This window comes from Scandinavium hiltneri, from assembly GCF_024764835.1.
In the GTDB taxonomy this organism is placed as follows: domain Bacteria; phylum Pseudomonadota; class Gammaproteobacteria; order Enterobacterales; family Enterobacteriaceae; genus Scandinavium; species Scandinavium hiltneri.
The window spans coordinates 674449-695912 of record NZ_JALIGE010000076.1; the positions used below are offsets into that span (position 1 = coordinate 674449).

Annotated in this window: 18 protein-coding genes and 8 tRNA genes; 20 read left to right on the forward strand and 6 right to left on the reverse strand. The window is 52.9% G+C overall.

Annotated features, from left to right (window positions below):
• Positions 1–8: 8 nt before the first annotated feature.
• Positions 9–563: a replication initiation negative regulator SeqA gene (gene seqA, locus MUU47_RS20685; RefSeq protein ID WP_159774197.1), complete on the reverse strand. Its 555-nt coding sequence runs from the start codon at positions 561–563 to the stop codon at positions 9–11.
• 173 nt (positions 564–736) lie between these two features.
• On the opposite strand from seqA, the gene ybfF reads away from it, so the two are divergent.
• The 4 genes from ybfF (at position 737) to fur (ending at position 3377) form a co-directional block, all read left to right on the forward strand.
• Positions 737–1501 (forward strand): esterase, encoded by a 765-nt coding sequence (ybfF, locus tag MUU47_RS20690; RefSeq protein ID WP_258990035.1) that lies wholly within the window; start codon positions 737–739, stop codon positions 1499–1501.
• Positions 1502–1632: 131 nt separating this feature from the next.
• Complete coding sequence (gene ybfE, locus MUU47_RS20695; RefSeq protein ID WP_110510115.1) at positions 1633–1926, forward strand: LexA regulated protein; 294 nt, start codon at positions 1633–1635, stop codon at positions 1924–1926.
• 149 nt (positions 1927–2075) lie between these two features.
• On the forward strand, positions 2076–2606 hold the full coding sequence (gene fldA / locus MUU47_RS20700; RefSeq protein ID WP_200849699.1) for a flavodoxin FldA: 531 nt from the start codon (positions 2076–2078) through the stop codon (positions 2604–2606).
• Between the two features lie 318 nt (positions 2607–2924).
• Positions 2925–3377 carry a ferric iron uptake transcriptional regulator gene (gene fur, locus MUU47_RS20705; RefSeq protein WP_159774201.1) on the forward strand — a complete coding sequence of 151 codons (453 nt, stop codon included), beginning with the start codon at positions 2925–2927 and terminating at the stop codon, positions 3375–3377.
• Between the two features lie 91 nt (positions 3378–3468).
• Here fur and chiQ read toward each other — a convergent pair whose 3' ends face one another.
• From chiQ to nagE, 4 genes are all read right to left on the reverse strand, one after another.
• On the reverse strand, positions 3469–3816 hold the full coding sequence (gene chiQ / locus MUU47_RS20710) for a ChiQ/YbfN family lipoprotein (protein WP_258990036.1): 348 nt from the start codon (positions 3814–3816) through the stop codon (positions 3469–3471).
• Between the two features lie 49 nt (positions 3817–3865).
• Entirely contained in the window at positions 3866–5278 is a 1413-nt protein-coding gene (chiP, locus tag MUU47_RS20715; protein WP_258990037.1) for a chitoporin ChiP, read from the reverse strand.
• Positions 5279–5678: 400 nt separating this feature from the next.
• Positions 5679–7346, reverse strand: a complete 1668-nt coding sequence (gene glnS / locus MUU47_RS20725) for a glutamine--tRNA ligase (protein WP_258990039.1) — start codon at positions 7344–7346, stop codon at positions 5679–5681.
• A 181-nt stretch (positions 7347–7527) separates the two neighbouring features.
• Positions 7528–9549, reverse strand: a complete 2022-nt coding sequence (gene nagE, locus MUU47_RS20730; RefSeq protein ID WP_258990040.1) for an N-acetylglucosamine-specific PTS transporter subunit IIBC — start codon at positions 9547–9549, stop codon at positions 7528–7530.
• A 324-nt stretch (positions 9550–9873) separates the two neighbouring features.
• Here nagE and nagB point away from each other — a divergent pair, with 324 nt between their 5' ends.
• The 13 genes from nagB to MUU47_RS20795 all read left to right on the forward strand — a co-directional run bounded on the left by nagB (position 9874) and on the right by MUU47_RS20795 (position 16892).
• Positions 9874–10674 (forward strand): glucosamine-6-phosphate deaminase, encoded by an 801-nt coding sequence (gene nagB, locus MUU47_RS20735; protein ID WP_159774211.1) that lies wholly within the window; start codon positions 9874–9876, stop codon positions 10672–10674.
• Between the two features lie 61 nt (positions 10675–10735).
• Positions 10736–11884 (forward strand): N-acetylglucosamine-6-phosphate deacetylase, encoded by a 1149-nt coding sequence (gene nagA / locus MUU47_RS20740; protein WP_258990041.1) that lies wholly within the window; start codon positions 10736–10738, stop codon positions 11882–11884.
• Positions 11885–11891: 7 nt separating this feature from the next.
• Positions 11892–13112, forward strand: a complete 1221-nt coding sequence (gene nagC / locus MUU47_RS20745; RefSeq protein WP_258990042.1) for a DNA-binding transcriptional regulator NagC — start codon at positions 11892–11894, stop codon at positions 13110–13112.
• An 88-nt stretch (positions 13113–13200) separates the two neighbouring features.
• A complete protein-coding gene (gene nagD, locus MUU47_RS20750) occupies positions 13201–13953 on the forward strand; it encodes a ribonucleotide monophosphatase NagD (protein WP_110510123.1) in 753 nt (250 codons plus the stop codon).
• A 257-nt stretch (positions 13954–14210) separates the two neighbouring features.
• A complete protein-coding gene (gene asnB, locus MUU47_RS20755) occupies positions 14211–15875 on the forward strand; it encodes an asparagine synthase B (RefSeq protein WP_258990043.1) in 1665 nt (554 codons plus the stop codon).
• A 228-nt stretch (positions 15876–16103) separates the two neighbouring features.
• Positions 16104–16180, forward strand: a tRNA-Met gene (locus MUU47_RS20760).
• A 9-nt stretch (positions 16181–16189) separates the two neighbouring features.
• Positions 16190–16274: transfer RNA gene (locus MUU47_RS20765), tRNA-Leu, on the forward strand.
• 22 nt (positions 16275–16296) lie between these two features.
• A tRNA-Gln gene (locus tag MUU47_RS20770) sits at positions 16297–16371 on the forward strand.
• Between the two features lie 38 nt (positions 16372–16409).
• Positions 16410–16484: transfer RNA gene (locus MUU47_RS20775), tRNA-Gln, on the forward strand.
• Positions 16485–16508: 24 nt separating this feature from the next.
• Positions 16509–16585 (forward strand) — tRNA-Met (locus MUU47_RS20780).
• A 6-nt stretch (positions 16586–16591) separates the two neighbouring features.
• Positions 16592–16666: transfer RNA gene (locus tag MUU47_RS20785), tRNA-Gln, on the forward strand.
• A gap of 39 nt (positions 16667–16705) precedes the next feature.
• Positions 16706–16780, forward strand: a tRNA-Gln gene (locus MUU47_RS20790).
• Between the two features lie 37 nt (positions 16781–16817).
• A tRNA-Gln gene (locus MUU47_RS20795) sits at positions 16818–16892 on the forward strand.
• 92 nt (positions 16893–16984) lie between these two features.
• On the opposite strand, the gene ubiF is transcribed toward MUU47_RS20795, so the two are convergent.
• Positions 16985–18160 (reverse strand): 3-demethoxyubiquinol 3-hydroxylase, encoded by a 1176-nt coding sequence (gene ubiF, locus MUU47_RS20800; protein WP_258990044.1) that lies wholly within the window; start codon positions 18158–18160, stop codon positions 16985–16987.
• 138 nt (positions 18161–18298) lie between these two features.
• On the opposite strand from ubiF, the gene miaB reads away from it, so the two are divergent.
• The 3 genes from miaB (at position 18299) to ybeY (ending at position 21402) form a co-directional block, all read left to right on the forward strand.
• Positions 18299–19732, forward strand: a complete 1434-nt coding sequence (gene miaB, locus MUU47_RS20805) for a tRNA (N6-isopentenyl adenosine(37)-C2)-methylthiotransferase MiaB (protein ID WP_258990045.1) — start codon at positions 18299–18301, stop codon at positions 19730–19732.
• Between the two features lie 150 nt (positions 19733–19882).
• Entirely contained in the window at positions 19883–20938 is a 1056-nt protein-coding gene (locus MUU47_RS20810) for a PhoH family protein (RefSeq protein WP_258990046.1), read from the forward strand.
• Positions 20935–21402 (forward strand): rRNA maturation RNase YbeY, encoded by a 468-nt coding sequence (ybeY, locus tag MUU47_RS20815; protein WP_110510128.1) that lies wholly within the window; start codon positions 20935–20937, stop codon positions 21400–21402. The genes MUU47_RS20810 and ybeY overlap by 4 nt, the downstream gene beginning before the upstream one ends.
• Positions 21403–21464 lie beyond the last annotated feature (62 nt).

Here is a 21464-nt window from a genome sequence, read left to right on the forward strand (position 1 = left end):
TCTTATGCTTAGATGGTGCCGCAAACCTTTTCAATTAATTCCGCGGGGAACTGCATTGACTGCATGATGTGTTCGACCATGCTGCATTTACGACCGGTATTGGTGTTAGTGATAACCCAGTAAGGGGTTTCTGGTACCTGCTTAGGCTTGGTCTGATTGCCGTTTTTCAGCAGCGTTGCTTCGTCAGAGGCGAAGTAAACGCGCGTACGGCCATGCAGCGACTCGGTAGCCAGAGCAAATGCTTTGCTGTCTAAGGCGTAAAGTGTAGTCAGCACCAGCAGGAAACGGTTGACCGCTTTTTTCTGCTCGGCGTATTCGTCAGATAGCATCAGCTCGCGCATGGCACGAACGTTATCTTTCAGTGAAGACACTTTTTTAACCGCGGCGACGACCGGTGCAGACGCGGGTGCCGGGGTTTCTTTGGCTACGGTTGCTGCCGCCGCCTGCGATACGGCAGAAAATTTCAGCATACGCCGTAAAATGTCGGATGCGCTCTCGCCAATGTGCTTTGTGTGGCTGGCAATAAAGCCGTAGAGTTCGTCATCAACTTCGATCGTTTTCATCTTAATCCAGTGAGATATCTTTTCTGAATACAAGTTGTTGGGATTATAAGGACAAAACCCAACAGCGGATAGCGTGTCGGCAAAAACTCAGACGACTACTGAGTGTTGCAGCCGGGCGGCAGAATGCTCAACATGATACCCTAACCCGACGTAGCGAAAAAAAGAACTTTGCCATGAAATTAAACAGCCGAGCGCAAACTGCACAAAACCTGCACACTAATTCTCCCATCGTCCTTGTTCACGGCCTTTTCGGTAGCCTTGATAACCTCGGGATCCTCGCCCGGGATCTGGTTGCCGACCACAATATCCTGCAAGTCGATATGCGTAACCACGGCCTTTCCCCTCGCGACCTGGAGATGACCTATGCCGCAATGGCACAGGATCTTGTCGATACGTTCGATGCCAACGGCATTGAGAAAGCAATTCTGATAGGCCATTCAATGGGTGGTAAAGCAGTGATGGCGTTTACGGCGCTAGCCCCTGAACGCGTTGAAAAATTGGTGGCGATTGATATCGCTCCGGTGGCTTATCAGGTGCGCCGTCACGATGAGATTTTTGCCGCCATTAACGCCGTGACCGACGCGGGCGTGTCCAGCCGCCAGCAGGCCGCGGAAGTCATGCGCCAGCATATAGATGAAGAAGGCGTGATTCAGTTCCTGCTGAAGTCGTTCGTCGACGGCGCGTGGCGCTTCAACGTGCCAGCCTTGTGGGATCAATACCCACATATCGTTGGCTGGGAACCGATCCCTGCCTGGGACCACCCTGCCCTGTTTATCCCTGGTGGACATTCGCCTTACGTCACCGCAGAGTACCGCGACGCGTTACTTGCACAGTTCCCGCAGGCCCGTGCGCACGTAGTCGCGGGTGCCGGACACTGGGTTCACGCAGAAAAACCGGATACGGTGCTGCGTGCGATTCGCCGTTACCTGGCAGAATGATTAAAATCCGAGCAAGCAAGCGCCATTGTGCCTCCCGGCGTTGGCGTGCGGGTTTCGCTGATGTATGATTGCGCGCTATCTGCGCCGGGCCTGTCGTCTGGCGGCTTGTTTCCCCGAAGTCACTCTGAATCATGGCAAAAGAACAAACGGACCGAACGACATTAGATTTGTTCGCAAATGAGCGTCGCCCGGGAAGGCCGAAAACCAATCCGCTCTCGCGCGACGAACAATTACGCATTAATAAGCGTAATCAGCTTAAACGCGACAAAAGCAACGGTCTCAAACGTGTTGAGCTGAAGCTCAATAACGATGCCGTGGATGCGCTTAATGAACTGGCTGACGCCAGAAATATGAGCCGCAGCGAGCTTATCGAAGAGATATTGTTGCAACAACTGGCTGCATTACACGGCCAGGAACTTGTCTGAAAATACGGCAAAAGATCACTTTCATTTAGCAGAGAGTGCAGTACGGCGCGATTGCAGTTTCCGCGCACTTCTCCTCCTGCTATCATTGCCTTTATCTGTGGGCAACATTCCACCATCATTTCAATACGTTTCAAGAGGTTATTTTACTCATGGCAATCACAGGTATTTTTTTCGGCAGCGACACCGGTAACACCGAAAATATCGCGAAGATGATCCAGAAGCAGCTTGGCAAAGACGTTGCCGAGGTGCATGACATTGCCAAGAGCAGTAAAGAAGATCTCGAAGGTTTCGATATTCTGCTGCTGGGTATCCCAACCTGGTACTACGGTGAAGCACAGTGTGACTGGGATGACTTCTTCCCGACGCTGGAAGAGGTAGACTTCAACGGTAAGCTGGTCGCACTGTTTGGCTGTGGCGATCAGGAAGATTACGCAGAATATTTCTGTGATGCGTTGGGTACCATCCGCGACATCATCGAACCACGCGGCGCAACTATCGTTGGTCACTGGCCGACCGAAGGCTACCATTTCGAAGCCTCTAAAGGTCTGGCTGATGACGCTCACTTTGTGGGTCTGGCCATTGATGAAGATCGCCAACCAGAGCTGACCGCTGAGCGTGTCGAAAAATGGGTGAAACAAATCTCCGAAGAGCTGCACCTCGAAGAGATCAAGAACGCCTAATGATTTAGAACGGTGCAGCATCCGTGCTGTGCCGTATTAACGATAAATTGTGTTAAATTAATAGATAAAAGCAATCAAATTAATCGCTACAAATTTTTAACTTTTGAGCACATGTCTGTACAATGTCACCTGTTTTGACGAGGTCGGATGTTTCGCTTTGCAGATGATGCCTCGTTTTTGAAAAGCATACTTTGCTCAGGGTTTACCGTTTTCATTTAGGATCTGCAGTCCTATAATGAGACGCATTATCCTGAATTCATTCTTAGTAATACTTCCTGATAGGGAAGTGTATCGCCTGGCACATAGGACTGATTCCGCATGACTGACAACAATACCGCATTAAAGAAGGCAGGCCTGAAAGTCACGCTTCCTCGTTTGAAAATTCTGGAAGTGCTTCAGGAGCCGGACAATCACCATGTCAGTGCGGAAGACCTTTATAAACGCCTCATTGATATGGGCGAAGAAATTGGTCTGGCAACGGTTTATCGCGTTCTGAACCAGTTCGACGATGCCGGCATTGTCACCCGCCACAACTTCGAAGGCGGCAAGTCTGTTTTCGAACTGACTCAGCAGCATCATCATGATCACTTAATCTGCCTCGACTGCGGCAAGGTTATTGAGTTCAGCGATGACTCTATCGAAGCGCGTCAGCGTGAAATCGCCACTCGACATGGCATTCGTCTGACCAACCATAGCCTTTATCTTTACGGCCACTGCGCAGAAGGCGACTGCCGTGAAGATGAACACGCACACGACGCCGCTGAGAAATAATCAGCGTTCGCTCAAACGCAAAAAGCCAACCTCGCGGTTGGCTTTTTTTTGGCATAAATTTCAGGCTATCACAGAGGCCGATAGTTGAGGGTTATGGCTTTGTAGTTGGGGTAGTCGTGTTGTTGTTGCGTATTTCCTTCCAAATCTGGTCACAGCGAGCTTTCACCGCCTGATCGTTGCCGGTACGCGTCGCCTGGATGCACTGTTGATAATCCAGAACCCGCACGCTTTCCTGATTGGCAAACTGCTGATGTGACTTCTCGGTTTTCAGTACATCCAGTACATTCTGACATGCCTGGATTTTATCCGGGTTCCCTTCAGCGGTGTTAATACAAGCGCTGTACGCTTCTTTGAGCTTGTTATCTTCCTGTGGCGCCTGGGGTTGTGCGCATGCAACCAGCCCGGATGCCATCATAGCGATGAGAATCAATTTTTTCATGATACGGCCTCATAGGCGCACGGCGACGTTAACGCCGCCGCGCGACTTGTCAGAAAATGGTGAACGGGGCGATAACGATGAATTTCACGTCACGCTCATCCTGGAAGATGTTGCCGTAACCGCCGCCATAGCTCGGGATGTCGGAGTGGTTGTCGTATTGAGTAAAGTGCAGCTTGAACAACGTGCCTTTCGCTCGCCCTTCCTGAACGGTGTACATCGCATCAAGGCTGTAAGCTGACTCTTTAATTTTGTTCGAGGATATATCTTCGCGCTGACCTGCGCTATTGATAAGCCAGTCAGACGGTTTGGCATCCCAGGCATAAACATAAGACGCGCCCACGGCAAAGCCCGGCATATCCCAGTTTTTCAGATCATACATACCGCCAAAGAACACCGCTTTTTCGCCATTGGCGTTGAAATCTGAGCGGTTATCCCACCAGATATCCAGTCGGCCGTTGGAAGACGCATAGGTTGGGGTCATACGCTGAAGGAAGTAACCCTGCTGCCCTTCCGCTTTTACCCATGTTCCTTCGAGACGCAGGTCAACAACGTCGCCCACTTTATAACCGAGGGTCAGAGCCTGTAACCACGCGGTACCGTCATAGATATCGTTGATAGTGTTGCTGCTGACGGTGTCACGCGCACCGTAGAACTGGTAACTGGTCGAGAGCGGCGCCCCGGCAACATCAAATTTATAGCTGGCTTTGGCGAAGTACTGATCCATAAAGCCTTCTGCCTGACCGAATGCTGCTTCGAGCACCAGGTCATTTTTGAAGTCGTATTTAGCACCGATGGAGTGCAGGTACTCCACTTTGGTTTTCTTGTCGTTCTGATAGAAATGGTCAGTTTCGAGGTGCCATGGCGCTTTGTACTCGTTGGTCCACATATACGAGAAGCTCAACGCCCCAGCATCGCCGTAATCAAAATTAGCCCCGGCTTCAGCACCCTGATAAGTACCAGGCATGAAGCTCCAGTGCGGCGCTAACAGGGTCTGGCCAGTAGGCTGAATATAACCTGCACGCGCCCAGGTCGGCCCCAGTTTAAATTTCGCGGCGGCTTTATACAGGCTGATCCCGCTCTTATCGCCAGACCAGTCTTCGTCATAGCCTTTGTTAATCGAGGAGAACGCGATTTCGTTTGGGTGACCGCTTTCGGCGGATTCAGCCATTTCGATTGCGGTGAAGGCCGCAATATCCAGGCCGATAAAATCTGCAGCATAACCCGACTGGAAGTCGAGGTTGGCGTTCCAGGTGGAGTGAGAAAGGTTGGTTTTGTACTTGTCGCCGTCGGTTACATCTTTACGGTCACGCTCACGCTGCCAATAATAGATGCCGCCGGTTAAGGTTGAATCGTCTACGAATCCTGCTGCACTGGCTTGCGGAACTGCAATCCAGCCCGACATTGCGGTGACCCCGGCAATAGCCAGCGCCAGCGTACTACGTTTGCCACTGAACGTACGCATGTGTATATCCTCTTTGACTTTTAAAAACGCGTTCGCAAGGCGAACAGCGATAAAAAATAAGTACTGCAAAAAAGTAGCGAGGCAAAAAAGTCCTAACGCTATGCATGTAGACTATTTTTCGCGACGCGAATTATCAATCCTTTTTCCGCACAAAAACGCAAGATTATGACAGGGCGCACATATTTGATTGCGTTTTGTTACATGTGCACGTTGCAGTATGAAGCTACGAGAACCGCTAATAGCAGGGGTTTCTAAATAAGAAGGGAAAAATGGCACTGAAAAATGTAACAAGGCCGGGGCGCTGTTTCATGAATGAAAATGATATTATTTCGCATCACAAAAATGACATAAAAAAAGCGCCGCATTGCGCGACGCTTTTTACTTTTAGCAGAAGCGAAACTTATTCGCCTACTTTTGCCCAGGTATCACGTAGGCCAACGGTACGGTTAAATACCAGCTTATCTGCGGTGCTGTAGCGGCTATCGAGGCAGAAGTAACCTTCACGCTCGAACTGGTGCGCTTTACCCGCTTGTGCGGCTTTGAGCGATGGCTCAGCATAGCCCTGCTTGATAACCAGTGATTCCTGGTTAATGACGGACAGGAAATCTTCCGCCGCGCCCGGGTTTGGTACGCTGAACAGACGATCGTACAGGCGAATCTCAACCGGCAGCGCGTGGTGTGCGCTTACCCAATGGATAACGCCTTTCACTTTACGGCCATCAGCCGGATCTTTGCTCAGGGTTTCCGCATCGTAAGTACAGAAGATGGTGGTGATGTTGCCTTCCGCATCTTTCTCTACGTGCTCGGCTTTAATGACGTAGGCATTACGCAGACGCACTTCTTTACCCATCACCAGACGCTTGTACTGTTTGTTCGCTTCTTCACGGAAATCAGCGCGATCGATCCAGATCTCACCGCTGAATGGCACATCACGGCTGCCCATTTCTGGTTTGCTCGGGTGGTTCGGCATGGTGACGATTTCGCTTTCGCCCTGCGGGTAGTTTTCGATAACCAGTTTAACCGGATCGATAACCGCCATCGCACGTGGCGCGTTTTCATTCAGATCTTCACGAATACAGGATTCCAGAGAAGCGATTTCTATGGTGTTGTCCTGTTTGGTCACGCCAATGCGCTTGCAGAACTCGCGGATAGACGCGGCGGTATAACCACGACGACGCAGACCAGAGATGGTCGGCATACGCGGGTCATCCCAGGCTTCCACATGCTTGTCGGTCACCAGCAGATTCAGCTTACGCTTGGACATTACGGTGTATTCCAGGTTCAGACGAGAGAACTCGTACTGACGCGGATGAACCGGGATAGAAATGTTGTCGAGCACCCAGTCATACAGACGACGGTTGTCCTGGAATTCCAGCGTACACAGCGAGTGCGTAATGCCTTCCAGCGCATCGCTGATGCAGTGGGTGAAGTCATACATCGGGTAGATGCACCACTTGCTGCCGGTCTGGTGGTGATCGGCAAATTTAATGCGATACAGTACCGGGTCACGCATGACGATGAACGGAGACGCCATGTCGATTTTGGCACGCAGACACGCTTTACCTTCTTCGAAACCGCCCGCACGCATTTTTTCAAATAGCGCCAGGTTCTCTTCCACGCTGCGATCGCGGTGCGGACTATTTTTACCCGGCTGCGTCAGGGTACCGCGATATTCACGGATTTCGTCTGCGGAGAGTTCGTCCACATACGCCAGACCTTTGTTGATAAGCTCAATCGCATACTGATGCAGCTTATCGAAATAGTCAGAGGAGTAACAAATCTCGCCGGACCAGTGGAAACCTAACCACTCAACGTCTTGCTTGATGGACTCAACGTATTCGATGTCTTCTTTCACCGGGTTGGTGTCATCGAAACGCAGGTTGCATTGGCCCTGGTAATCCTGAGCAATGCCGAAGTTCAGGCAGATAGATTTTGCATGACCGATGTGCAAATACCCGTTCGGCTCAGGCGGAAAACGGGTATGCACGGTCGTGTGCTTACCACTGGCCAGATCTTCATCGATGATCTGGCGAATAAAGTTAGTCGGGCGGGCTTCTGCCTCACTCATCGCGGGTTCCTCAAGGCGTAGACAACATATAACGGCGTATGATCTTATAAGCTGCGTGCGGAGACAACCCTTACTTAGAGAAAAAGCGCGGTTAGCTGTTGATCTGGGTTGTCTTGCCCCATAAAAAAGCGGCGGAGGATTTCCCCCCACCGCTTAAGGCACAAACCCTACTCAGGAACGATTACTTGCCTTTAATCTCATACAGCGGTGTTACGCCTGCAACAACCTGACCCTGCGCCTTGATAACCAGGCCGCTAAAGTCGTCGATGTTGCTACAGACTACCGGACTAATCATTGAGCGTGCATTGGCGTTCAGGAAGTCCAAGTCCATTTCCAGGACCGGCTGACCTGCAACCACTTCTGCACCCTCTTCTACCAGGCGAGTGAAGCCCTGGCCGTTCAGCGCAACGGTATCGATACCCATGTGGACAACGATTTCCGCGCCGTTCTCGGTTTCGAGGCAGAACGCATGGTTGGTGTTGAAGATTTTAACGATGGTGCCTGCCGCCGGAGAAACCACCGTTTTTTCGGTTGGTTTCACTGCCACGCCGTCGCCTACCGCTTTGCTGGCGAAGGCTTCATCAGGAACCTGTTCCAGCGCAACCACATCACCAGTCACTGGAGAAACCAGCGTGGCGATAGTTGCTGCGTTTGGCACCGCCTGCGGTTTTGCCGTTGCAGGTGCTACGACCGGAGTTGGCGCTGCTTCTGCTGCAGCTACCGGGCCGGTGGTTTTCATCGCGTTAGCGATTTTTTCTGCCACGAAGCCAACGATAATCTGCACGCTGGTTTTGTTCAGACGAATCACACCCGACGCACCCAGGCGTTTTGCCAGCGCTTCGTTGACCAGAGAGGAGTCTTTCACGTTCAGACGCAGACGGGTGATACAAGCATCAATCCCGGTCAGGTTGTCTGAGCCACCAACGGCGGCGATGTACTGGCGAGCCAGTTCAGTCGCGTCCTGCTCTTTGTCACTGCTCACATTCACGTCCTGACCATCGGCTTCGCTACCGGCAACAGCCAGTTCGCGGCCCGGAGTCATCAGGTTGAATTTGAGGATAGTGAAACGGAACACCACGTAGTAGATAACGAAGAACACCAGACCCTGAGGGATAAGCATCCACCAGTGTGTCGCCAGCGGGTTACGCGAGGACAGCACCATATCCACCAGACCGGCGCTGAAGCCGAAGCCCGCAATCCAGTGCATGCTGGCAGCGATGAACACGGAGATACCGGTCAGCACAGCGTGGATGAAGTACAGAACTGGCGCCACGAACATGAAGGAGAATTCCAGAGGCTCGGTGATACCGGTGAAGAAGGCCGCGAATGCGCCTGCCATCATGATACCCAGCACTTTGGCTTTGTTTTCCGGACGTGCACAGTGGTAAATCGCCAATGCCGCACCTGGCAGACCGAACATCATAATCGGGAAGAAGCCCGCCTGATAACGACCAGTGATACCCACAACCGCTTTGCCGGCTTCAATAGACTGCGCGCCGCCAAGGAAGTTAGGAATGTCGTTAATACCGGCAACGTCAAACCAGAATACGGAGTTCAGTGCGTGGTGCAGACCCACTGGAATAAGCAGACGGTTGAAGAACGCGTACACGCCTGCACCGACAGAACCCAGTTTCTGAATGTGTTCACCAAATGCCACCAAGCCATCGAAGATAACCGGCCAAACATACATCAGAACGAAAGCGACCGCGATCATGACGAAGGACGTCAGGATGGGTACCAGACGGCGACCGCTGAAGAACGACAGCGCTTTTGGCAGTTCAACGCTGCTGAAGCGGTTGTACAGTTCCGCGGAGATGATACCGACGAGGATACCGACGAACTGGTTGCTAATCTTACCAAAGGCCGCTGGAACCTGGTCCAGTGGAATTTGTTGGATCATCGACACCGCTGCTGGTGAGCAGAGGGTTGTTAAAACGAGGAAACCGACAAAGCCGGTCAGTGCTGCTGCACCGTCTTTATCTTTGGACATACCGTAAGCCACACCAATCGCAAACAACACAGACATGTTGTCGATGATTGCGGAGCCAGATTTAATGAAGAACGCGGCCAGTGCGTTAGATCCGCCCCAGCCCACCGGGTCAATCCAGTAGCCGACACCCATCAGGATGGCTGCGGCAGGCAGCGTGGCCACTGGCACCATTAGTGCGCGGCCAACTTTTTGTAAATAACCTAGAACACTCACTTTTATTCCCCCTATGAGACCCCGAGCCGACTGAGTTAAAGCCGTATATTTTTATAGTGTGACTATCTTGAAGCACAGCGATGTATCACTTGCTCTATGAGTGTGTGGAAAATTAATTCGCCTCGCAAATTAAAAGCACCTTTTTTGTGACTTTTATCACCAAATATCGTCTTCACCCCCTCTTCAGACTGGCTAACAGTGAAAACTTATTTTATCATTCGAAAAATCAGGACGGATTACCGCCTCTCGTTGCCAAACCAGGTTACTCTTAACAGAGATACGGTACCAATCCGCCAACATTTATTTTAACTATTGAGGTGAACAATGAGACTGATTCCCCTGGCGACAGCAGAACAAGTAGGCAAATGGGCCGCCCGTCATATCGTCAACCGCATCAATGCATTCAAACCCACCGCGGACCGTCCATTTGTTTTGGGCCTGCCAACCGGTGGTACACCGCTCACCGCCTATAAAGCTCTCGTAGAGATGCACAAAGCGGGCCAGGTTAGCTTCAAACACGTTGTTACCTTCAACATGGATGAATATGTTGGCCTGGCAAAAGAGCACCCGGAAAGCTATCACAGCTTCATGCACCGCAATTTCTTCGATCACGTTGATATTCCGGCTGAAAACATTAACCTGCTGAATGGCAACGCGCCAGATATCGATGCAGAATGCCGTCAGTATGAAGAAAAAATCCGCTCTTACGGCAAAATTAACCTGTTCATGGGTGGCGTAGGCAACGATGGCCACATCGCATTCAACGAACCGGCGTCTTCCCTCTCTTCACGTACCCGTATTAAAACCCTGACCCATGACACCCGCGTGGCAAACTCCCGCTTCTTCGACGGTGACGTGACTCAGGTGCCAAAATACGCACTGACCGTAGGCGTGGGCACGCTGCTGGACGCTGAAGAAGTGATGATTCTGGTGCTGGGTCATCAGAAAGCACAGGCGCTGCAAGCGGCCGTTGAAGGCAACGTGAACCACATGTGGACCATCAGCTGTCTGCAGTTGCACCCGAAAGCGGTAATGGTGTGCGACGAGCCGTCCACCATGGAACTGAAAGTGAAAACACTGAAGTACTTCAACGAATTAGAAGCCGAAAATATTAAAGGTCTGTAATTGAATCCCCGTCCCTCTTAATTTGGAGGGACGGTCGCTTTTTTTGAAACCGGGGGTCGTAATGTATGCATTAACCCATGGCCGAATTTATACCGGCCACGAAATTCTGGATGACCATGCGATTGTTATCGCCAATGGCCTGATTGAACGTATCTGCCCACAGGCCGATTTGCCGTCCGGGATTGAGCAACGCTCGTTAAATGGCGCCATTCTTGCTCCCGGTTTTATCGACGTTCAGCTGAACGGCTGCGGCGGCGTGCAGTTCAACGACAGTCCGGATGCGGTGACCGTTGAAACGCTGGAAATCATGCAAAAAGCCAACGAGAAATCGGGCTGCACCAGCTATCTGCCGACGCTGATTACTTCCAGCGACGAATTAATGAAGCAGGGCATCCGTGTGATGCGCGAATACCTGGCGAAATATCCGAATCAGGCGCTGGGCCTGCACCTGGAAGGACCATGGCTCAACATCGTCAAGAAAGGCACTCACAATCCGGATTTCGTGCGCAAGCCAGACCATGAGCTGGTCGATTTCCTGTGTGCTAACGCCGATGTGATAACCAAAGTCACCCTGGCCCCAGAAATGGTGCCTGCTGAAGTGATCACCCGTCTGGTTGACGCCGGGATTGTGGTATCTGCCGGTCACTCCAACGCCACGCTGAAAGAAGCTAAAATCGGTTTCCGCGCCGGTATCACTTTTGCCACGCATTTATATAACGCCATGCCTTACATCACCGGGCGTGAGCCAGGTCTGGCAGGCGCAATTTTCGATGAAGCTGACGTTTACTGCGGCATCATTGTTGACGGTCTGCACGTTGATTTCGCTAACGTGCGTAACGCCAAACGCCTGAAAGGCGACAAGCTGTGTCTGGTCACCGACGCCACCGCTCCGGCAGGCGCACACATTGATGAGTTCATTTTTGCTGGTAAAACAATATACTACCGGGATGGGCTGTGTGTGGATGAGAACGGCACTTTAAGCGGTTCAGCATTGACCATGATCGAAGGCGTGCGTAACCTGGTGGAACACTGCGGAATCGCGCTGGATGAAGTACTGCGTATGGCGACACTCTACCCAGCCCGCGCTATCGGCGTTGATAAACAGCTGGGAAGCCTCGCACCAGGCATGGTAGCCAACCTGACCGCGTTCACTCGCGATTATAAAATCACTAAGACCATCGTTAATGGTAACGAGGTCGTTGCTGAGTAAGTAAAGTATGACATCAGGCGGACACGCTCAAATTGGTAATGTTGACCTCGTTAAACAACTTAACAGCGCGGCCGTTTACCGCCTGATTGACCAGCATGGTCCTATCTCGCGCATTCAAATTGCCGAACAGAGCCAGCTTGCTCCCGCCAGCGTGACCAAAATCACGCGTCAGTTAATAGAACGCGGCCTGATCAAAGAAGTCGATCAGCAAGCCTCCACGGGGGGCCGCCGCGCTATTTCGATAATCACCGAAACCCGCAATTTTCACGCTATCGGCGTACGGCTTGGGCGTCATGACACGACTCTCACGCTCTACGATCTGAGCAGTAAAGTCATCGCCGAAGAACACTACCCGCTGCCGGAGCGCACCCAGGAAACCCTGGAACACGCGCTGCTCAACACCATCGCCACCTTTATTGAAAACAGCCAGCGCAAAATCCGCGAGCTGATTGCTATCTCGGTTATCCTGCCGGGGTTGGTCGATCCGGAAAGCGGCGTTATCCGCTACATGCCGCATATTCAAGTGGAGAACTGGGGCCTGGTCGGCGCGCTGGAAAAACGCTTCAAAGTGACCTGCTTTGTCGGCCACGATATCCGCAGTTTAGCTCTTGCAGAGCACTACTTTGGTGCGACGCACGACTGCGATGACTCTATTCTGGTGCGCGTTCACCGCGGAACCGGCGCCGGGATCATCTCCAACGGCCGCATTTTTATCGGTCGTAACGGCAACGTCGGCGAGATTGGTCATATTCAGGTCGACCCGCTGGGCGAACGCTGTCACTGCGGCAACTTCGGTTGTCTCGAAACCGTCGCCGCCAACGCCGCCATCGAACAACGGGTACGCCTGCTGTTGGAAAAAGGCTATCAGAGCAAAGTCTCGCTGGATGATTGCTCCATTAGAGCTATCTGCAAAGCCGCGAATAAAGGCGATGCGCTGGCCAGTGAAGTGATTGAACAGGTTGGCCGTCATTTGGGTAAAACCATCGCCATCGCCATTAACCTGTTTAACCCGCAGAAAGTGGTTATCGCGGGTGAAATCACCGACGCGGAAAAAATCCTGCTGCCTGCGATTGAAGGCTGCATCAATACGCAGGCACTGAAAGCGTTCCGTCACAACCTACCGGTGGTGAAATCTGAACTGGATCACCGCTCTGCGATTGGCGCTTTCGCCCTCGTCAAACGCGCTATGCTCAACGGAATGCTGCTCCAGCGTCTGCTGGAAGGTTAGCCGCCCTCTCTCTCCTCCCGCTGCACAGGCAGACGGGAGGATAATGTGTATAATTACGCCTTTCCTAAAATAAGACGTCGGACAGTCCATGACCCTTCAGAACATCATTTGCGATATTGACGGCGTGCTGATGCACGATAACGTCGCCGTTCCTGGCGCTGCGGAGTTTTTGACCCGCGTACTGGAGAAAGGCATGCCGCTGGTATTGCTGACTAATTACCCTTCGCAAACTGGTCAGGACCTGGCCAACCGCTTCGCCACCGCGGGTGTCGACGTACCGGACAGCGTGTTTTATACCTCAGCAATGGCAACGGCCGATTTCCTGCGTCGTCAGGAAGGTAAAAAAGCGTATGTAGTCGGCGAAGGCGCGTTGATCCACGAATTGTATAAAGCCGGGTTTACCATTACCGATGTGAATCCTGATTTTGTTATCGTGGGCGAGACGCGTTCCTTTAACTGGGAAATGATGCACAAAGCGGCATTCTTCGTGGCGAACGGCGCACGTTTCATTGCCACTAACCCGGACACCCACGGCCGCGGATTCTATCCGGCCTGTGGCGCATTGTGCGCAGGCATCGAGAAGATTTCCGGACGCAAGCCGTTTTACGTCGGCAAGCCCAGCCCGTGGATCATCCGCGCTGCACTGAACAAAATGCAGGCTCATTCAGAGCAGACGGTTATCGTCGGCGATAACCTGCGCACCGACATTCTGGCAGGCTTCCAGGCCGGTCTGGAGACTATTCTGGTGCTCTCTGGGGTGTCGACCGTGGATGACATCGACAGTATGCCGTTCCGACCGTCGTGGATTTATCCGTCGGTGGCCGAAATCGACGTAATCTGAATGAAAACCACGTCCGCGGGCGTGGTTTTCTGTTTTATACCGCTGCAAAACAGAGCCACATCTAATAAAACACGCTATAAATTGCATAATCGCTAATCCCGACTGCGATTCACTACGCGTTTTTCACTATTCTCTAATCCTCATTGCATTATTTTCTGTAACCCCGGTAATTCTCTTGCGCACTCGCTCGCTTTACGGCATTTTTTAAGTCATGCAACGCCACAACAACACGCAACAGAATTAACGGAGAAGTCGCTATGTGTTCTATTTTCGGTGTACTGGATATCAAAACGGACGCGGTCGAACTGCGTAAAAAAGCGCTGGAGCTTTCTCGCCTGATGCGCCATCGCGGCCCGGACTGGTCAGGCGTATACGCCAGCGATAAAGCGATTCTGGCCCATGAGCGCCTGTCTATTGTCGACGTCAACGCCGGTGCTCAGCCGCTGTACAACGAAAAGAAAACACACGCGCTGGCCGTAAACGGTGAAATCTACAACCACCAGGCGCTGCGTGCAGAATACGGCGACCGTTATCAGTTCCAGACCGGATCCGACTGTGAAGTCATCCTGGCGCTGTATCAGGAAAAAGGCCCGGAATTCCTCGACGAGCTGGAAGGCATGTTCGCCTTTGTGCTGTACGACAGTGAAAAAGACGCATACCTGATCGGCCGCGATCACATCGGGATCATCCCGCTGTATATGGGCCACGATGAACACGGCAACCTGTACATTGCCTCTGAAATGAAAGCGCTGGTGCCGGTTTGCCGCTCCATTAAAGAATTCCCGGCAGGCAGCTACCTGTGGAGCCAGGATGGCGAAATTCGTCCTTATTACCAGCGTGACTGGTTCGATTACGACGCAGTAAAAGACAACGTCACTGACAAAGCTGAGCTGCGTCAGGCGCTGGAAGATTCCGTAAAAAGCCACCTGATGTCCGACGTGCCTTACGGCGTGCTGCTCTCAGGCGGTCTCGATTCTTCAGTGATTTCTGCTATCACCAAGAAATTTGCCGCCCGCCGCGTGGAAGATCAGGAGCGCTCTGAAGCCTGGTGGCCGCAGCTGCACTCTTTCGCAGTCGGCCTCGACGGTTCACCGGACCTGAAAGCCGCACAGGAGGTGGCAAACCACCTGGGCACCGTGCACCATGAAATTCACTTCACCGTGCAGGAAGGCCTGGATGCCATCCGCGACGTGATTTATCACATCGAAACCTATGACGTCACCACCATCCGCGCCTCCACGCCGATGTACCTGATGTCACGTAAAATCAAAGCCATGGGTATCAAAATGGTGCTGTCCGGTGAGGGGTCTGACGAAGTGTTTGGTGGCTACCTGTACTTCCACAAAGCGCCGAACGCGAAAGAACTGCATGAAGAAACCGTGCGTAAACTGCAGGCGCTGCACATGTTTGACTGTGCCCGTGCCAACAAAGCGATGTCCGCTTGGGGCGTTGAAGCACGTGTGCCGTTCCTCGACAAGAAATTCCTCGACGTGGCGATGCGTATTAACCCGCAGGACAAAATGTGCGGTAACGGCAAAATGGAAAAACACATTCTGCGCGAATGCTTTGAATCCTATCTGCCGGCAAGCGTGGCATGGCGCCAGAAAGAACAGTTCTCCGATGGCGTAGGCTACAGCTGGATTGACAGCCTGAAAGAAGTGGCCGCGAAGCAGATTACTGACAAGCAACTGGAAACCGCGAGCTTCCGCTTCCCGTACAACACGCCGTCTTCCAAAGAAGCGTATTTATATCGTGAAATCTTCGAAGAGCTGTTCCCTCTGCCAAGTGCGGCAGAATGCGTTCCTGGAGGCCCGTCAGTCGCCTGCTCTTCCGCTAAGGCTATCGAATGGGACGACGCGTTCAAAAACATGAACGATCCATCAGGCCGTGCGGTAGGCGTGCATCAGTCCGCCTACAAATAACGTCACGTTTTTAACGATGGGTCCTTCAGGGCCCATTTTGCGTTATGGTCGATAATTGGACGGAGAAAAGACGTAATAATCAATTATTGCCGATAAATTCGCCTCGCTGTTCGCAACCTAACCAAACAGTCACATTCCGGCCATTTTCCTTGAAAAAGAAGTTGACGCTTATTGGCTCAATACGCATAATGCGCCCCGCAACGCCGATAAGGTAACGCGAAAAAAAGAGGCTACGTAGCTCAGTTGGTTAGAGCACATCACTCATAATGATGGGGTCACAGGTTCGAATCCCGTCGTAGCCACCATCTTTTTTTGCGGGAGTGGCGAAATTGGTAGACGCACCAGATTTAGGTTCTGGCGCCGCAAGGTGTGCGAGTTCAAGTCTCGCCTCCCGCACCATTCCCAATAAGCGTTGCACGGATGGGGTATCGCCAAGCGGTAAGGCACCGGTTTTTGATACCGGCATTCCCTGGTTCGAATCCAGGTACCCCAGCCATTTTTTTTCCCAGAACAAGCGTTTTCGCGTGAGTCAATTGGGGTATCGCCAAGCGGTAAGGCACTGGTTTTTGATACCAGCATTCCCTGGTTCGAATCCAGGTACCCCAGCCAGTCTCACTGGCAACACAAAATTCAGGCTACGTAGCTCAGTTGGTTAGAGCACATCACTCATAATGATGGGGTCACAGGTTCGAATCCCGTCGTAGCCACCATATTCTTGGGGTGTCGCCAAGCGGTAAGGCACTGGTTTCTGATACCAGCATTCCGGGGTTCGAATCCCTGCACCCCAGCCATATAGTAAACGATGTACGAAAACTGAAAAGAACACCTGATGGGGTGTCGCCAAGCGGTAAGGCACTGGTTTCTGATACCAGCATTCCGGGGTTCGAATCCCTGCACCCCAGCCACTTTTCAGTGAACATCGTTAAGCATCAAAAATTCAGTTGGGGTATCGCCAAGCGGTAAGGCACTGGTTTCTGATACCAGCATTCCGAGGTTCGAATCCTCGTACCCCAGCCAAATAAAATAAAAAAGCTCGCTTCGGCGGGCTTTTTTGTTTTTGTCATTCCACAGAGTGATGGTTAAGCGCGGCCATCCGACCGCGCCTGCTCTTACAAGCCTAATGCATATTTCAGTGCCTGGCGTTTGAGTACGCCCGCGCGCTCGGCGGCCATTAAGCCGACGTTACGCAGCATTCTGAGCGGCGCAAGATTATTACTGAAGCTCGCATAGAAAAGATCCATACCCGACTGCATCAAATAATTATCCGTCATCCGGCGCGACTGATAGCGCTTAAGCACCGGCAAACTTGCCCAGTCTTCACCCTGACTACGGGCATTCGCCAGCACGTCCAGCAGCGCGTCGACATCACGATAGCCGAGATTCACGCCCTGCCCCGCCAGCGGATGAATAGTGTGCGCCGCATCGCCCACCAGCGCTAAACCTGGCTGCACGTAACGCAACGCGTGACGACGTATGAGCGGGAATGCACCCGCCGCAACGGCTTTGACTTTACCGAGACGCGCCGGGAAAGTACGCACAATTTCCTGTCCAAGCTGTGCCATCGACAGCGACTGAAGCTGACGAATGCGCACCGGAGTGTCGTACCACACCAACGATGCCCAGCGGTCGAACAGCGGCAGGAACGCACGCGGCCCGGTAGGCGTGAACTGCTGCCAGGTGCTGTCGCCCGGTTCGTTCTCGCACTCCACGGTAATCAGCATGCAGGACTGCGGATACTGCCAGGCATGAACGCCGATTCCCGCCATTTGGCGGACCTGAGAATTTGCACCGTCGGCTCCGATCACCAGTTTCGCCTTCAGCTCACTGCCGTCGGTAAAGCCCAGCAGATAGCCTTCGCTACCGTGCAGCATCGTTTCCAGCGACGACGGCATGCATAATCTGACATTGCCATGTGCCTCCAGCGCCTGCCACAAGGCGAGCTGTAGTACGTTGTTCTCTACCATATAACCGAGTTCGGGCAATTTGAGCTCCGCGGCGTTAAACACCACGCGTGCGCTTTCCCATTCCCAGGTTTCCAGCTGGCAATAACGGTGGGTGCGCATGGCCTGAATTGCCTCCCACACACCAAGCCCACGCAGCAAACCGACCGACGACGCGCTGATGGCGGAGATCCGCACATCCGGCTGACTCGCGGCATCAAATGTGGGCGGTGCCGCCTGTTCAATCACGGTTACGCTGAATCCAAGCTGCGCCAGCCCCAGCGCCAGCGCGCCCCCGACCATCCCCCCGCCAACGACGGCGACATCAGTATGTTGATTGCTCATGGCTCGTTTCCTTAAACCTCAATCCCTTAAGTTTACCGGATTTTTTTGTCCTTTGGGCGTCGGGTGGGTCATACTGGTCACACTCGCCACAAAGCATTACAATACGCGCCCTGCGTTTCCTCGAGCAAAGCTAAGTCGATGACAAAAAAACTCCATATTAAAACCTGGGGCTGTCAGATGAACGAATACGATTCATCAAAGATGGCCGATCTGCTGGATGCCACTCACGGCTATCAACTGACTGACATCGCGGAAGAAGCCGATGTACTGCTGCTGAACACCTGCTCGATTCGTGAGAAAGCGCAGGAAAAAGTGTTCCACCAGTTGGGACGCTGGAAACTTATCAAAGCGAAACGACCGGACGTGATCATCGGTGTTGGCGGCTGTGTCGCCTCACAGGAAGGCAAACTTATCCGCCAGCGCGCCCACTACGTCGATATTATTTTTGGCCCGCAGACGCTACACCGTTTGCCAGAAATGATCAGTTCCATTCGCGGTATGCGCGATCACCGCAAACCGATCGTGGACGTCAGCTTCCCTGAAATCGAAAAATTCGACCGACTGCCAGAGCCACGCGCTGATGGCCCGACCGCGTTCGTGTCGATCATGGAAGGCTGCAACAAATACTGCACTTACTGCGTCGTGCCTTACACCCGCGGGGAAGAAGTCAGCCGTCCGTGCGACGACATCCTGTTTGAATGCGCCCAACTGGCGGCGCAGGGTGTACGGGAAATACATCTGCTGGGCCAGAACGTCAACGCCTGGCGCGGTGATAACTACGACGGCAGCACCGGTTCGTTTGCCGAATTGCTGCGCCTTGTGGCAGCTATCGACGGTGTCGACCGCATTCGTTTCACCACCAGTCATCCGATTGAGTTTACCGACGATATCATCGATGTGTACCGTGATACGCCGGAACTGGTGAGCTTCCTGCATCTGCCGATTCAGAGCGGCTCCGACCGCGTCCTGAATCTTATGGGGCGTACCCACACCGCACTGGAATACAAAGCCATTATCCGTAAGCTGTATGCCGCGCGCCCGGACATTCAAATCAGCTCTGACTTCATCGTTGGTTTTCCTGGTGAAACCAACGAAGACTTCGAGAAGACCATGAAGCTCATTGCCGATGTGAATATGGACGTCAGTTACAGCTTTATCTTCTCCGCACGTCCTGGCACGCCTGCGGCGGATATGGTCGATGACGTCTCAGACGACGATAAAAAGCAGCGTCTGTACATCCTACAGGAGCGCCTCAACCAGCAGGCTATGGCCTGGAGCCGTCGTATGGTCGGCACCGTCCAGCGCATTCTGGTGGAAGGCACCTCCCGTAAGAGCATCATGGAATTGACCGGGCGTACCGAAAATAATCGTGTGGTGAACTTCGAGGGCACGCCGGAGATGGTCGGTAAATTCGTTGATGTGGAAATCGTCGACGTTTACACCAACTCCCTGCGCGGCAAGCTTATCCGCACCGAAGCGGAAATGGGCCTGCGCGTGGTGGAATCTCCGGAATCCGTGATTGCCCGTACCCGCAAAGAGAACGATCTCGGCGTCGGTATTTTCCAGCCGTGATCCTGTGGCCTGCCCGTCGGGCAGGCCTTGCATTTCCCTGCCCTGCCCCCACATCTATTTCAGTGCTTGCGCCTTTAATCACTGGCGTGAATAATTTCCGTATACACGTTCAAAAACGCCCGCCGTGGCGCCTGGTAAAAGAGGAACAGCTTGAATACAGAAACCCGTGAAGTAACCCTCGAGCCGGCAGACAACGACCGCCTGCTGAGCCTCTGTGGCCCGTTTGATGACAACATCAAGCATCTGGAGCGACGACTGGGTATCGAAATCAACCGCCGCGATAATCATTTCAAACTCACCGGACGCGCCATCTGCGTAAACGCAGCGGCAGATATCCTGCGCAGCCTGTATGTCGATACGGCCCCAATGCGTGGCCAGACTCAGGATATCGAACCGGAACAGATTCATCTGGCTATCAAAGAAGCCCGCGTGCTGGAGCAAAGCGCCGACAGCGTGCCGGACTACGGCAAAGCCATCAATATCAAGACCAAGCGTGGCGTGATTAAACCGCGCACGCCGAATCAGGCGCAGTACATTGCCAATATTCTCGACCACGACATCACCTTTGGCGTGGGTCCTGCCGGAACCGGTAAAACTTATCTGGCCGTTGCGGCCGCCGTCGATGCGCTAGAGCGACAAGAGATTCGACGTATTCTGTTGACGCGTCCGGCGGTAGAAGCGGGTGAAAAACTCGGTTTCCTGCCAGGGGATCTCAGCCAGAAAGTCGACCCATATTTGCGTCCGCTGTATGACGCGCTGTTCGAGATGCTCGGCTTTGAAAAAGTAGAGAAGCTGATTGAGCGCAACGTGATTGAAGTCGCGCCGCTGGCCTACATGCGTGGCCGTACGCTCAACGATGCGTTCATCATTCTGGATGAAAGCCAGAACACAACCATCGAACAGATGAAGATGTTCCTGACCCGTATCGGCTTTAATTCGAAAGCGGTTATCACCGGTGACGTTACTCAGATTGACCTGCCGCGCAATATGAAATCCGGCCTGCGCCACGCCGTTGAAGTGCTGGCAGAAGTCGACGAAATCAGCTTCAACTTCTTCCACAGCGAAGACGTGGTGCGCCACCCAGTGGTCGCCCGAATCGTTAACGCCTATGAGGCGTGGGAAGAAGCCGATCAAAAACGTAAAGCCGAGCAGGCAGCCGAGCGGAAACGCGAAGCGCTGGCATCGCAGGAGCAAGAGCACAAATGAGTTCGGTAATTCTGGATTTACAGGTCGCGACCGAGAACGAAAACGGTCTGCCGCAGGAAGCGCAATTCCAGCGCTGGCTGGACGCCACCATTCCGGCGTTTCAGGCAGAGTCGGAGGTGACCATTCGTCTGGTCGATGAGGCAGAAAGCCACGAGTTGAACCTGACCTATCGCGGTAAAGATAAGTCGACCAACGTGCTCTCCTTCCCGTTTGAAGTCCCGCCAGGCATTGAACTGCCGCTATTGGGCGACCTCATCATTTGCCGCCAGGTGGTAGAACGCGAAGCAGAAGAACAAGGCAAACCGCTGGAAGCCCACTGGGCACATATGGTGGTTCACGGCAGTCTTCATCTGCTGGGTTACGACCATATTGAAGACGAAGAAGCAGAAGAGATGGAAAGTCTGGAAACAGAGATAATGCTTGCTCTGAACTATGATGATCCGTACATTGCCGAGAAAGAGTAACCTGTGCGGCGGCTAGCCGCCGCACAGGCATTTTATGTCGTCCATACTCTACATCATTCGAG

Excerpts from the sequence above, each read along its gene's own strand:
- nagB (WP_159774211.1), top strand. The coding sequence starts at position 9,874 with ATGAGACTGATTCCCCTGGCGACAGCAGAACAAGTAGGCAAATGGGCC.
- asnB (WP_258990043.1), top strand. The coding sequence starts at position 14,211 with ATGTGTTCTATTTTCGGTGTACTGGATATCAAAACGGACGCGGTCGAA.
- nagC (WP_258990042.1), top strand. The coding sequence starts at position 11,892 with ATGACATCAGGCGGACACGCTCAAATTGGTAATGTTGACCTCGTTAAA.
- ybfF (WP_258990035.1), top strand. The coding sequence starts at position 737 with ATGAAATTAAACAGCCGAGCGCAAACTGCACAAAACCTGCACACTAAT.
- seqA (WP_159774197.1), bottom strand. The coding sequence starts at position 563 with ATGAAAACGATCGAAGTTGATGACGAACTCTACGGCTTTATTGCCAGC.
- fur (WP_159774201.1), top strand. The coding sequence starts at position 2,925 with ATGACTGACAACAATACCGCATTAAAGAAGGCAGGCCTGAAAGTCACG.
- ybeY (WP_110510128.1), top strand. The coding sequence starts at position 20,935 with ATGAGTTCGGTAATTCTGGATTTACAGGTCGCGACCGAGAACGAAAAC.
- nagA (WP_258990041.1), top strand. The coding sequence starts at position 10,736 with ATGTATGCATTAACCCATGGCCGAATTTATACCGGCCACGAAATTCTG.
- nagD (WP_110510123.1), top strand. The coding sequence starts at position 13,201 with ATGACCCTTCAGAACATCATTTGCGATATTGACGGCGTGCTGATGCAC.
- ybfE (WP_110510115.1), top strand. The coding sequence starts at position 1,633 with ATGGCAAAAGAACAAACGGACCGAACGACATTAGATTTGTTCGCAAAT.
- glnS (WP_258990039.1), bottom strand. The coding sequence starts at position 7,346 with ATGAGTGAGGCAGAAGCCCGCCCGACTAACTTTATTCGCCAGATCATC.
- fldA (WP_200849699.1), top strand. The coding sequence starts at position 2,076 with ATGGCAATCACAGGTATTTTTTTCGGCAGCGACACCGGTAACACCGAA.
- ubiF (WP_258990044.1), bottom strand. The coding sequence starts at position 18,160 with ATGAGCAATCAACATACTGATGTCGCCGTCGTTGGCGGGGGGATGGTC.
- miaB (WP_258990045.1), top strand. The coding sequence starts at position 18,299 with ATGACAAAAAAACTCCATATTAAAACCTGGGGCTGTCAGATGAACGAA.
- chiP (WP_258990037.1), bottom strand. The coding sequence starts at position 5,278 with ATGCGTACGTTCAGTGGCAAACGTAGTACGCTGGCGCTGGCTATTGCC.
- chiQ (WP_258990036.1), bottom strand. The coding sequence starts at position 3,816 with ATGAAAAAATTGATTCTCATCGCTATGATGGCATCCGGGCTGGTTGCA.